Genomic DNA, 12,260 nt, shown 5'->3' with positions numbered 1-12,260 from the left:
GCCACCACACCCCCCCCCCCGCCGGCCGAACCCAAACCAACCCCCCCCCGGTGGCTTCCCGCCCCCCGGGGTCTGGGGCGGAGCCCCAGGGGTCCGGGCGCAGCCCGGGGCCTGACGGGTCCGGGCGCAGCACCCGGGTCGGGGGTGGAGGGCCGGGAAACGCGGGCGGGCACGTACCATTGGCGGCATGTCCTTCCTCCGCCGCCACCGCGCCGCCACACCCGCCGGCCCGGACTTCGACGTCCTGGCCATGGACCCGGGGGACTGGCCGGGCAATCTCGGGGCCGGGCTGCTGCCCGCGCCCGACGGAAGCTGCCAGGGTGTGTTCCTCCGCTACGACCTGTTCGGCGGACGCGGCCCCGCGATGATCATCGGGAACCTCCCCGAGGGTTCCCCCGCCCGTGACCTCTCCGAGGGCCAGGTCCCCTTCGAGGTGGCCCAGCTCCTCGACGCCCTAGAGAACGACGAGGACGTCGAGGTCACCGGTGCCGAGGACTGCCCCGTCATGCAGGGCGACAACCTCCTCATCGTCCGGAAGATCAAGCTCTCCGAGGGTCGGATCAGCTGCGTGCAGTTCGACCGCAGCGACAACGTGCTGGTCACCATCGCGAGCTGGGACCGGCCGATCACCGACGACCTGTACGCGCTGCTGAAGCCGCTCCCGGCCGAGCTCTTCCAGCAGGGTTAGTCGGCAGGACTGGCCGGCAGGGCCAGCCGACGGGCGTCACCCGTTGGCTATGTCGTTCGCCGCCACGTAGCCGAACGTCATCGCGGGACCGATCGTCGATCCGGCCCCCGCGTAGCTGTGCCCCATCACCGCCGCACTCGCGTTGCCCGCCGCCCACAGGCCCCGGATCACCGATCCGTCGGCCCGCAGCGCGCGGGCCCGCGCGTCCGTGACGATGCCGCCCTTCGTGCCCAGGTCACCCGGCACGATCTTGAAGGCGTAGAACGGCGGCGCCCAGATCGGGGCCAGGCAGGAGTTCGGTGTGACGCCCGGGTCCGTGTAGTAGTGGTCGTAGGCGGTGTCGCCCCGGTGGTAGTCGGGGTCGGCGCCGTTCCAGGCCTGTGCGTTGAACCGGTTGAGGGTGGAGCGCAGCGCGGCCGCCGGTACGCCGATCTGACCCGCCAGCGCGTCCCAGGTCCACGCCTTCTTCGCCGCGCCCACCTCGTACCAGGAGTCGGGGAAGACGATGGTCGGCAGGACGTCCTTGAACAGGTACTTGTTGCGGTAGTTCTGATCCACGATCAGCCACGCGGGGATGTGCGAGCCGGTCGCCCCCCGGTCCTTCTCGTACATCACGTGCACCACATCGCTGTACGGGGCGGCCTCGTTGACGAAGCGCGCACCCTTCCCGTTGACCATCAGCCCGCCGGGCAGGGTCCGTTCGGCCAGGCAGAAGTACGGTTCGTTCGGGAGCGGGATCGACGGGCCCCACCAGGCGTCTTCCATCAACGCCAGTGCGGCGCCCGCCCGTTGCCCTGCCCGGATGCCGTCGCCCGTGTTCTCCTTCGCGCCGACCGACCACTGGGTGCCGATCGGCTGCTGCTGGTACTGGGCCCGCATCTCCGCGTTGTGCTCGAAGCCGCCCGAGCCGATGACGACGCCCTTGCGGGCCCGCACGACGCCCCGTACGCCCTCCTTCTCCACCACCACGCCGGTGACCGCGCCGCCCTCCTGGACCAGGTCGACGAGGGGGCTGTTCAGCCACACCGGAGCCCGGCCTGCATCAGCCCGGCCCGCAGGCCGGTCGCCAGGGCCTGGCCCATGGTCAGCGGCTTCTGACCGCACAGCGCGGCCGCCGTGCCGCGCGCCAGGCATTCGGTGGACACCGCGAGGCCCTTGGCGTTCACGGCCGCGAGGTTGAGCCACTTGTAGTCCTGGCTGAAGACCACCATTCCGGCCGGCACCGGCATGTACGCCGGGTTCAGGTGCGCCAGTTCGGGGCCGAGGATGTTGCCGTCGATCTGGTCCGGCTCGATGGAGCGGCCGTTCGGGAGCCCTCCTGGGAGGTTGGGGTAGTAGTCGCTGTAGCCGTCCATGAAGCGGAAGCGCAGCGGGCTGTTGGCCATCACGAAGTCCAGCATCCGGGGCCCGTTGGCGAGGAAGGCCGCCTGGCGGTCCGCCGAGGAGCCGTTGCCGACCACCGCCGACAGGTACGTCGCGGCCTTCTCCGGGGTGTCGGGGACCCCGGCGCCCAGGATCACGGAGTTGTTCGGCAGCCAGATGCCGGCGCCCGAACGGGCGGCGGATCCGCCGAAGGTCGGGGCCTTCTCGACCACGAGCACGCTCAGGCCCCGCTTGGCGGCGGTGAGCGCGGCGGTCATCCCGGATGCCCCGGATCCGACCACGACGACGTCGTACTCGCCGAGCGGGGGCCCGTCTTGGGCGGTGTCGGCGCGGGCCGCCCCGGACGGCAGCACGGTGGCGGCCAGCACCCCGGCGCCGGTCCCGGCGAGGACCGTCCGGCGGGAGGGGAGGGCGGGTCTCGGTTCGGTCATGGGCAGGCTCCAGTGACGTGGGGCGGGAAGGGGTGGATCCAGCATTCTGATGCTGAGTCAGAAAAGGTGTTCGGGGGATCATGTGAAGTCAAGGCATACGCGCCAGTTGCGCTCGCCAGTTGAACCCCGGGCCCGGACGCGGAAAATCCCGTGCCGCACACACCGGGTGTGTGCGACACGGGATTTGCGGGCGGGATGGGGACAGGGGCCGGGGCAGGGACGGGGCGGGGGTGGAGGAGCGGGCGGGCCCGGGGGCCGGGTCAGTGCGCCGGGGTCAGCGGGTGCCCACCGCCGCGCGGACCGCTCTGCGCGCCATGCCCGCGTCGTCGTGCAGGCGGCGCAGCAGCAGCCGCTGCTCCTCGCCCGAGGACAGGGCGCCCGCCGCCACGGGCTGGGCCGGGGCGGCCGCCGTCATCGAGCGCTGTACCGCCGTTTCGGCCATCCGGATCTCCCGGGTCAGCACCAGCATCAGGTTGACCAGGAAGGCGTCCCGCGCGGCCGGCCCGGCAGCCTGCGCCATGCGGCTGATCTGGGAACGGGCCGCCGGGGCGTCGCCCAGTACCGTCCACAGCGTGGCCAGGTCGTAGCCCGGCCGGTACCAGCCCGCGTGCTCCCAGTCGAGGAGCACCGGACCCGCCGGGGACAGCAGCAGGTTCGACAGCAGCGCGTCGCCGTGGTTGAACTGCCAGGGGTTGCCGGACAGTTTCACCCCGTGCAGCAGCTTCTGCAGATCACCGAAGTCCCGGTCGGTCAGCAGGCCCTGCTGGTAGTCCCGGGCGATCCGCCGGTCGTAGTCCATGGGCCTCGTGAACAGCTCCTCCGCCGGCTGCCAGCCGTTCACCTGGCGCACCGCGCCCAGCGCCGCCCGCAGGTCGGGCCGCGGCGGGGCTTCCACCGGGTGCCGCTGGAGCGCCGCGACCCGGCCCGCCATCCGTTCGACCACCAGCGTGCAGTTCTCGGGGTCGGCGGCGATCAGCCGCGGCACCCGGACCGGCGGGCGGTGCCGGACGAACGTCCGGTACGCCGCTATTTCGTGCCGGTACCGCTCGCACCACTCGGACGAATGATCCAGTAAAACCTTCGCGACGGCCGTCATCCGTCCGGTGGTTCCCACCAGCAGGACCGAACGTCCGCTGCGCCGCAGTACCTGAACCGGCGCGAACTCCGGACAGATGCGCTGCACCGAGGCGAGCGCCGTGCGCAACTGCGCACCTTGCGGTCCCGAAAGGTCGATCCTGCCGCTGAGCGGCTGTGATCCGGTTCCCGGCAGCCGCCGCGCCCGTACGGCGCCCTGCGCCGGTGCCGCGGGGCGGCCGGGTTCGAGGTAGGGGCCGCCGCCCGCGGGGAAAGTGCGGTGCGGCCGGACCGGGGCGGACACGGAGGTCGTTGCTGCGTACATGGCGTTACGGATCCCTTCGTGCGCCGACGAGTTGCGTACGCCGCCCCGCCGGATCCCGTGCATCACCCTGGGGAGTTCCGCCGGTGACCGGGTCGGGGAGGCGCATTCCTACCTGACACCCGGCCGTGGGTGGCGGACCACATTGCGTGCCCTGGCGAACCCTGGCGAATAGTCGCTCGGCATCTGACGGGGGGTTACTGTCAACTCAGCCGAGAACCTGGGGGCTTGACGTGAGCAAAGGACCAAACACCCGTCTGAACGACCTGTTCGGCCTGGCCGGCTGGTCGAAGGGCGAACTGGCGAGGATGGTCAACCGGCAGGCGGCCTCCATGGGCCATCACCAGCTGGCCACGGACACCTCGCGGGTGCGGCGCTGGATCGACATGGGGGAGACCCCGCGCGAACCGGTGCCCACGGTACTGGCAGCACTGTTCACCGAGCGGCTCGGTCGTGTCGTGACCATCGAGGACCTCGGGTTCGTACGACAACGGCGCACCGCCAAACGGCAGCCGGACGGGGAGAAGGAGAACCCCGACGGAATGCCCTGGGCGCCCGAACGCACAGCCGCGGTCCTCACCGAATTCACGGGAATGGACCTCATGCTCAACCGTCGCGGTCTGATGGGCGCGGGTGCCGCGCTCACCGCCGGCTCAGCCCTCAGCAACGCCATGCACGACTGGCTCCACACCGACCCGGCCCGCGCCAAGGACGCGCAGCGCCACGACGACTACTTCCAGAGCGACGGCGCGGGTTTCGACCGCTACGAGGCCGCGCCGATCGGCTCCCAGGAGATCGAGGCGCTGGAGCACTCCGTGGAGGTCTTCCGCGCCTGGGACGCCTCCAGAGGCGGCGGCCTCCAGCGCAAGGCCGTGGTCGGCCAGCTCAACGAGGTCGGCGGCATGCTCGCGTACCACCACCCCGACCACCTCCAGCGGCGCCTGTGGGGGGTGGCGGCCAACCTGGCGGTGCTGGCGGGCTGGATGTCCCACGACGTGGGTCTGGAGCCGACCGCCCAGAAGTACTTCGTCATCGCCGCGCACGCGGCCCGCGAGGGCGGCGACCGGCCGCGCGCGGGGGAGGCACTGTCCCGCGCGGCCCGCCAGATGGTCCACCTGGGCAAGCCGAACGAGGCCCTCGACCTGATGAAGCTGGCCCAGTCCGGCTCCGGCGAACAGACCCTGCCCCGCACCCGCGCCATGCTGCACACCATCGAGGCCTGGGCCCAGGCCGCGCTCGGCAAGGGCCAGGCGATGCGCCGCACCCTCGGCGAGGCCGAGGACCTCTTCGTGTCCACCTCGGCGGACGTACCGCCGCCTTCGTGGATGCAGCACTTCGACGAGGCCGACCTGCACGGCATGCAGGCGCTGGCCTTCCGTACCCTCGCCGACCACGACCCCTCGGCGGCGCCGATCGCCCAGCGCCACGCCAAGGAAGCGCTCCGGCTCCGTGCGGACGGCCACCAGCGCTCGAAGATCTTCGACTACATCTCGATGGCCTCGGCCTGCTTCATCGCCGACGACCCGGAGCAGGCGGACCGTTACGCCCGCCTCGCGCTCGTCTCGATGAACGAGACCTCCTCGCACCGCACATGGGACCGCCTGCGCGAGATGTACCGGCTGACCGGCCACTACTCCGGCTTCGCCGGCATCGAGGACCTCCGCGAGGAGATCAAACTGGCCCTCCCCAACAGCCCGGTGACCCCGCGCACGGTGTGATGCCCGTAAGGGAGGGGGACGGACGGGCAGGCAGGGGGCGGGCGGGACGAGGAAGGCCGCGCCTTCCGGCGCGGCCTCGGAATCGGAATTCCTACGTGGTGCGGGGCGCGGCCGGCGGCTACACGCTGATCCGGGCCACCAGCACGCAGGCGTCGTCCTCGCGCTCGCCCTCGCCGAACTCCCCGATCACCATCCGTACGCAGTCCTGCGCCGACCGGGCGGCCGAGAAGTGCGGCGCGAGCGCCAACAGCCGTTCGGTCCCGTCGGCCCTGCTGAACTCGATGCTCCGCGGGGTCAGTCCGTCGGTGTGCAGGACGAGTACGTCGCCCACCTCCAGCCGCTCCTCCGCCTGACCGTACGAGGCACCGGAGGTGGCCCCCAGCAGCACGCCTTCCGGCGGTAGCAGTGAACGGCCCTGGCCACGGCGGAACAGCAGCGGGGCGGGGTGGCCGGCCTGCGCCCAGGACAGGACCCGGCGCGCGGGATCGTAGCGACAGCAGACCGCGGAGCCCAGAGCGGGCTGAACGGAGGTCTCCAGGAGCTGGTTCAGCCAGCCCATCAGGGGGCCCGGCTCGATGCCGGCCATGGCCATTCCGCGCAGGGCGCCGAGCATCATCGCCATGCCGGAAGTGGCGGTCACCCCATGGCCCGTCAGATCACCGACCGTCAGCATCGAGTGGCCGTGCGGCAGTTCGAGCGCGTCGTACCAGTCGCCGCCGATCAGGGCGCTGGTCGCGGAGGGCAGGTAGTGCGCGGCGACGTCCAGCGCCCCGGTGCTGTCGTGCGGGAACCGCAGGGAGCCGCGCCACGGGGGGAGCACGGCTTCCTGCAGTTCGACCGCCAGCCGGCGCTCGGTCTGCGCGATCTCCCGCCGGCGCTGTAGGGAGTCACGGGACTCGCGCACCGCCCGCTGGCTCCGGCGCAGTTCACTCACGTCCCGCAGTACGGCCCACATGGAGGCCGTACAGCCGTCGGAGTCGAGTACCGGCTCGCCCCTCATGTGCAGCGTCCGGACGCGGCCGTCGGTCCGGACGATGCGGAACTCGCCGTCTATCGGCTTTCCGTCCACCAGGCAGGCCGTGACCATCGCGGTCAGCAGCGGCTGGTCCTCGGAGAACAGGGTGGAGCCCAGTTCGTCGAGGGGCAGTGCGCCGCTCTCCGGGGAGCGGCCGAAGATCTGGAACAGCTCGTCGGACCAACTGACCTCGTCGGTCAGCAGGTTCCACTCGGCGCTGCCGACCCGGGTCTGCTGCGCCTCCACACCCGCGGGCCCGATCTCGGGGGCCGGGGCCGACAGTGGCAGTTCGACGGTTTCGGGAACGGTGGGCGGCAGCCCTTCCTTGAGCTGGCCGAGGTGCTCGCGGAGGTCGTCGAGGTGGTGCACGGCGAGATCGCAGAGCGCGCGCTGCCAACGGCCCTGGGCATCGTCGTCGTCGACCACCGTGTCGCGGCGGACGGCGTCGACTTCTCCCCGCAGCCGCCGGGTCTGGGAGATGAGCGCGTCCACCGACCCTGGCTCCGGAGGCTGCGCGGGACGGTCCGCGTATAGGTGGGACGGCATGAGAACTCCGATACAGGCGCGGCACGGCCAAGTCTGAAAGGTAGGACCGGTTCTGAAGGAAGGGCCGGTAACGACTGTGGCACAGGCAGCGACGGCCTGTAAGGCGTTTGGCAACATCTGCGGCGGTCTTGCTCAGGGCATATGCCTGCGGCCTCCCGGCCCCCTCCCGGTGTGCGAACGAATCCGGTCAGCCCTGCCGACGGGCCGGACGCGGACCCGATGTCCACTCCGCCCGCCACGTGCTCTCGCCGCGTTCCTGCCGCGCTCTCCTCACCGTCCGGCCGAGGCCGGAAACCGGCGTATTGGAGAAGGGGGGTCGATCGTACGGCCGAAATGTGCGAGGGGCGCCGGTACCCCCCGAACGGAGGACGCCGTGCGCCGCAAACCCCCTGCCCGGCCGGGTGCCGCTCCCGGCTTCCCACCGCATCCGGTGATCGCTACCCTACGTGTCGGTAATGAGCCGGGGAGGCTCGCTTCGGCGGGCTGCGCGCAGGGTGGGGACACAACGACATGACCGGGCAGAGCCATGCGCCGACCGACGGGCAGAACGGCGCAGAGGGGCGGAGCGGCGTCGACGGGCAGGGCGGCACCAGCGGGAAGAGCGCGACCGGGGGACAGAGCCGTCGCTCCTTCCTCACCTACCTCGTGGCGGCGCCGACCCTGGCCCTCGTCACCCGCGCCGGCGCCGACCTCCTGGCCCCGCAGCCCGCCCACGCCGTGATCCCGACCCTGCCCGCCCCCGCCGACCTGGTGGACCTCGGCGACCTGTTCATCCTGGCCGGCGCCGCCACCTCCGCCCTGCTCGCGCTCGTCGTCGAGGCCGACGGCACCATCCGCTTCCGGCTACCCCGCGAGGAGGTCGGCCAGGGCCTCACCACGGCGGTGGCGATGCTCGTCGCCGAGGAACTCGACGCGCCGCTGGACGGCGTACGGATCGAGCTGGACGACGCCCGCCCCGAGCTGCTCTTCAACCAGCTGACCGGCTCCTCCAACTCCATCCGCTCCCTCTACGGCCCGGTCCGCCAGTGCGCCGCCACCGCCCGCGCCCGCCTGGTCGCGGCCGCCGCCGTGCGCTGGGGCCTCCCGGCGTCCTCCCTCACCACCGCGAACGGCGCCGTCCGCGCCCCCGACGGCCGCACCGCCGGATACGGCTCCCTCGCCGCGGCCGCCGCCGACCCCGCCCTGATCGTCCTCGGCGCCACCCCCAAACAGCCCGCGAAGCACGCGCTCGTCGGCAAGCCCACCGCCCGGATCGACGCCCGCGCCATGGTCACCGGCGCCCAGCGCTACACCCTCGACCTCGACGTGCCCGGGGCCAAGCCCTGCGTGGTCCGCCGGCCGCCCACCCTCGGCGGCAGCGTCCGGTCCGTGGCCAACCTCGCCGCCGTCCAGGCCATGCCCGGGGTCCTGCACGTGGTCACGATCGCCACCGGGGTCGCCGTCGTGGCCGAGACCTTCGGCCAGGCCCTCGACGCGAAGGCCGCCCTCCAGGTCACCTGGGGCCCCGGCCCCGCGGACCAGCTCTCGGACGCGCAGGTCCGTACGAAGCTGCGCGCCGCCACCGCCCCGCTGCTGGTGCCGCCGCTGCTCACCGCGTACGTGGACGCCGAGTTCGACTTCGCCTTCGTCAGCCACGCGCCCATGGAGACCAACTCGGCCGTCGCCGACGTGCGCGAGGACAGCGCCGAGATCTGGTCCGGGCTCAAGTCCCCGATCGTGGCCCGCGAGACGATCGCCGCCGACCTCGGGCTGCCGCTCGACAAGGTCACCGTCCACGTGGTCCAGGCCGGCGGCTCCTTCGGCCGGCGGCTCTTCTTCGACGCGGCCCTGGAGGCGGCCCGGGTCTCCAAGGCCTGCCGCCGCCCCGTCCGTCTGATGTGGACCCGCGTCGACGACACCCGGCACGGCCGGATGCGCCCCGCCACCCATCACAAGATCCGGGCCACCCACGCGCTCGGCGAGGTGCTCAGCTTCGAACACCGGGTCGCCGCCGCCGAGACGGACTTCCGGCACGGCCTCGGCGAGATCATCACCGCCACCGCCGCGAGCCTGCCGCTCGGCATCGGCAACGCCACCCTCGCCCAGACCCTGTTCCTCACCACCATCAAGTCCCCGTACCACTTCGGGCTCACCACCCAGGTGCTCACCGAGGTCCCGACCGGGGTGCCCACCGGCTCCTGGCGCTCGGTGTACTCGGCGAACACCCGCGGCGCCGAGGAGATCGTGGTCGACGAGCTGGCCGCCGCCACCGGGCGCGACCCGTACGAGTTCCGCCGGAGGTTCCTGAAGACGGCGGCCCAGCGGGCCGTGCTCGACAAGGTGGCCACCGAAGGCGGCTGGGGCCGGGCGATGCCCGCCGGATGCGCCCAGGGCATCGCCTTCCACGAGGAGTACAAGTCCCGGACCGCCTGCCTGGTCGAGATCGACACCCGGGACCCCGAACACGTCCGCGTCACCAAGGCCGTCATCGCGGTGGACGTGGGCCTGCCCGTCAACCCGCGCGGTCTGGAGGCCCAGATGATCGGCGGTCTGACCGACGCCATCTCCACCACGTTGAAGGCCGGCCTGCACCTGGACAAGGGGCTGCCGCTGGAGGGCAGTTACAGCCAGTTCCACTGGGCCAGGCAGCGCGACACCCCGAGGGACGTACGGGTCTTCGTGCTCCCGGCGACCGGAACCGAGCCGGGCGGAGCCGGCGAGCTCGGCCTGCCGGCCGCCGTGGGCGCGATCGCCAACGCCTACGGCCGGGCCACCGGCACGAAGCCCCGTAGCTTCCCCCTCGACTTCGACGTCGACTTCACCCCCTACCCCCGCTAGTCCAGGAGCCGATCCGTGCCCTCGCACACCTTCACCGTCAACGGGCAGAGCGTCACCGTGGACGCGCCCGACGATCTGCCCCTGCTGTGGGTGCTCCGCGACATGCTGGGCGTCCGCGGCCCCAAGTACGGCTGCGGGGTGGACGTCTGCAAGGCCTGCACCAGCCACCTCGACGGGGTGGACGTCCGCCCGTGCGTGGTGCCGGTCTCCGCGTGCGCGGGCAAGTCGGTGACCACCATCGAGGGGCTGGCCGACGGCGACGTGCTGCACCCGGTGCAGGAGGCCTGGCTCGAACAGGACGTCGCCCAGTGCGGTTTCTGCCAGCCCGGCCAGATCATGGCGGCCGTCGCCCTGCTGAAGCGCACGAGTGCGCCGACCGAGGAGGACATCGACGCCATCGCCAACATCTGCCGCTGCGGCACGTATTTCCGCATCCGGGAGGCGATCCGCAGCGCGGCGGCCAAGATGTGAAGCGCGGCGGCCAAGATGTGAGCAGCAGCGGCCAAGGCGTGAGAAAAGGAGGGGCCCCGGCTTACCCCCGTTCCGCCGAACAGCCGGGGCCCGACCGCTCGTGGAGAGCCTAGGGGGCGGCCGTCCCGGTCGCGGGTTCCGTTCCGCCCAGTGAGCGGGCGAGACGGGTGTCACAGCGCACAGTGTGCCCAGGGTGGTTGAATGCGGCCCCCGCCGCCGAACACCCCGAAGGGAAGCTCCGATTCAGCCCCGCCCCGCATCATCGCGGTCCGCCGACTGGTCCCGCTCCGACGACGTCCTCAAGCTGCACCGCCTGGCGCACACGGGCGGCTCGGCCGCGGTGCTGGAGTGGCTCACCACCCGGCTGGGCGGCTGGATCGGCCTGATGGACACCGAGCACCCGCGGGGGCCCGAGGCCGCGCTACGGGGCGCGGCGGAGCTGACCGCACGCGGGGTCAGCTCCGCCGTCCTGCGGCACGCCGGCTCCGCGGCGCTGGTGTTCGCGCTGGACGAAGGGCGCGCCCTGGCCGCCGTACTGGGGCTGCCGCACCATCCGGGAGCGCCCGCGCTGCTCGCGGACGCCGCCGTACCGCTGGCCCTGGTGCTGCGCGCCGAGGAAGCGGACCGGCGTGAGGAGCGGGCGGCCGCCGCCGAGGCGATGGCCCGCGAATCCGTCCTGCACCTGCTGATGAACGGGCAGCTCTCCACCGCCCGCCAGATCGCCGAGACGCTCGGGCCCTCGCTGCCCGATCCGATGCGGATGTACGTCGTCGAATGCGGCCCCGGGGAGCGCGCGGCGGCGGCCCGGCTGTTCACGGAGCTGACGGGCGGCCGGGCCTGGATCGTGCGCTGCCCGGTGTACGTGAGCCACCTCGTCGTGCTCGTGCCCACCGACCTGGCGGCGACCTCGGCGGACGACGACCCGCTGTCCGGGGCGCTGACGGGGGCCGCCCGCGACTGCACGGTCGGGGTCAGCGGTGAATCCCCGCTCCGGGAGGCCCCCGCCGCGTACGCGCAGGCCTTCCACGCCCTCGCCGTCGCGCGCGGCCTGGGCGAACGCCACGCCCGGTTCGGGCCCGGCCCGGAGTTGGCGCTCGCCGCGCACGGGGCCGGGGCCGGCTGGGCCGCCGCGCTGCTCGCGCCGCTGCACGCGTACGAGCCCAGGCGCCCCCAGGACCCCGGAGCTCAGGAGCTGAGGGCCACGGCGCACGCGTGGCTCAGCTTCACCTCGCACGCGACCCGCCTGCTCAAGGTCCACCGCAACACCCTCGCCGGGCGGCTCCGGCTGATCGAGTCGGTGCTCGGCCTGGACCTCGGGAGCCTCGCCGACCAGTCGGCGCTGTCGCTGGCGCTGCGGCTGACCCCGGGCGGCGGCCGGACCGCCGGGCGGGCGGACGGGGGAGTCCCGTCGGATGCGGGCGCGCTGGACGGCGTACCGCGTGATGGCGCGCTGGACGACGTACTGCGCGATCCGGCGACGAGGGCGTGGGCCCGGGCCCATCTGGCGCCGCTGACCGGGCCGGACGCCCCCGCCGGGGCGCGGGAAACGGTGCGCGTCTGGCTGCGGCACGATGCCCGGCTGGTCCCGGCGGCCGGCGCGCTCGGCATCTCGGTGGCCGCCACTCGCAAGCGCCTGAGCCGTGTCGAAGCGGTGCTGGAGCGCTCGCTGCTCCAGTCGCCGAGTGCCCGCTACGACCTGTGGCTGGCCCACCGGGCCGAGGAACTGGACGGGTCCGCCCCGTGACACAGGTCCGATAGTGGCTGAATTGTGGCAGTTTTGCACGATCATGCCTGA

The 12,260-nt window shown here is 72.7% G+C and carries 9 protein-coding genes; 5 read left to right on the top strand and 4 right to left on the bottom strand.

The features are described 5' to 3' along the window. Window positions 1-187 precede the first annotated feature (187 nt). Window positions 188-688 carry a hypothetical protein gene (locus ACFXDJ_RS04590; protein WP_384664019.1) on the top strand — a complete coding sequence of 167 codons (501 nt, stop codon included), beginning with the start codon at window positions 188-190 and terminating at the stop codon, window positions 686-688. A gap of 36 nt (window positions 689-724) precedes the next feature. Here the strand turns inward: ACFXDJ_RS04590 and ACFXDJ_RS04585 are convergent, their stop codons facing one another. From ACFXDJ_RS04585 to ACFXDJ_RS04575, 3 genes are all read right to left on the bottom strand, one after another. Then, window positions 725-1,822 carry an FAD-binding protein gene (locus tag ACFXDJ_RS04585; protein ID WP_384847760.1) on the bottom strand — a complete coding sequence of 366 codons (1,098 nt, stop codon included), beginning with the start codon at window positions 1,820-1,822 and terminating at the stop codon, window positions 725-727. Continuing rightward, window positions 1,705-2,502: an FAD-dependent oxidoreductase gene (locus ACFXDJ_RS04580; protein WP_384847757.1), complete on the bottom strand. Its 798-nt coding sequence runs from the start codon at window positions 2,500-2,502 to the stop codon at window positions 1,705-1,707. Before ACFXDJ_RS04580 ends, ACFXDJ_RS04585 begins: the two co-directional genes overlap by 118 nt. Before the next feature lie 274 nt (window positions 2,503-2,776). Beyond that, window positions 2,777-3,901, bottom strand: coding sequence for an aminoglycoside phosphotransferase family protein (locus ACFXDJ_RS04575; RefSeq protein WP_384847754.1), 1,125 nt, complete (start codon window positions 3,899-3,901; stop codon window positions 2,777-2,779). A gap of 230 nt (window positions 3,902-4,131) precedes the next feature. Between ACFXDJ_RS04575 and ACFXDJ_RS04570 the strand changes: the two genes are divergently transcribed. Continuing rightward, on the top strand, window positions 4,132-5,616 hold the full coding sequence (locus ACFXDJ_RS04570; RefSeq protein ID WP_384660255.1) for a hypothetical protein: 1,485 nt from the start codon (window positions 4,132-4,134) through the stop codon (window positions 5,614-5,616). 118 nt (window positions 5,617-5,734) lie between these two features. Here the strand turns inward: ACFXDJ_RS04570 and ACFXDJ_RS04565 are convergent, their stop codons facing one another. Further along, entirely contained in the window at window positions 5,735-7,177 is a 1,443-nt protein-coding gene (locus ACFXDJ_RS04565; protein ID WP_384847751.1) for a PP2C family protein-serine/threonine phosphatase, read from the bottom strand. Between the two features lie 510 nt (window positions 7,178-7,687). Here ACFXDJ_RS04565 and ACFXDJ_RS04560 point away from each other — a divergent pair. The 3 genes from ACFXDJ_RS04560 to ACFXDJ_RS04550 all read left to right on the top strand — a co-directional run bounded on the left by ACFXDJ_RS04560 (window position 7,688) and on the right by ACFXDJ_RS04550 (window position 12,209). After that, window positions 7,688-9,994 (top strand): molybdopterin cofactor-binding domain-containing protein, encoded by a 2,307-nt coding sequence (locus tag ACFXDJ_RS04560; protein WP_384847748.1) that lies wholly within the window; start codon window positions 7,688-7,690, stop codon window positions 9,992-9,994. A 15-nt stretch (window positions 9,995-10,009) separates the two neighbouring features. Continuing rightward, window positions 10,010-10,465: a (2Fe-2S)-binding protein gene (locus ACFXDJ_RS04555; RefSeq protein ID WP_330294940.1), complete on the top strand. Its 456-nt coding sequence runs from the start codon at window positions 10,010-10,012 to the stop codon at window positions 10,463-10,465. Window positions 10,466-10,805: 340 nt separating this feature from the next. Continuing rightward, on the top strand, window positions 10,806-12,209 hold the full coding sequence (locus ACFXDJ_RS04550) for a helix-turn-helix domain-containing protein (RefSeq protein WP_384847745.1): 1,404 nt from the start codon (window positions 10,806-10,808) through the stop codon (window positions 12,207-12,209). The last annotated feature ends 51 nt before the right edge of the window (window positions 12,210-12,260 follow it).

The sequence above is a fragment of the Streptomyces sp. NPDC059443 genome (assembly GCF_042750105.1).
Lineage (GTDB): Bacteria > Actinomycetota > Actinomycetes > Streptomycetales > Streptomycetaceae > Streptomyces.
The sequence above is the reverse complement of the archived record's forward strand: the minus strand, read 5'-3'. Positions and strand labels throughout refer to the sequence as shown.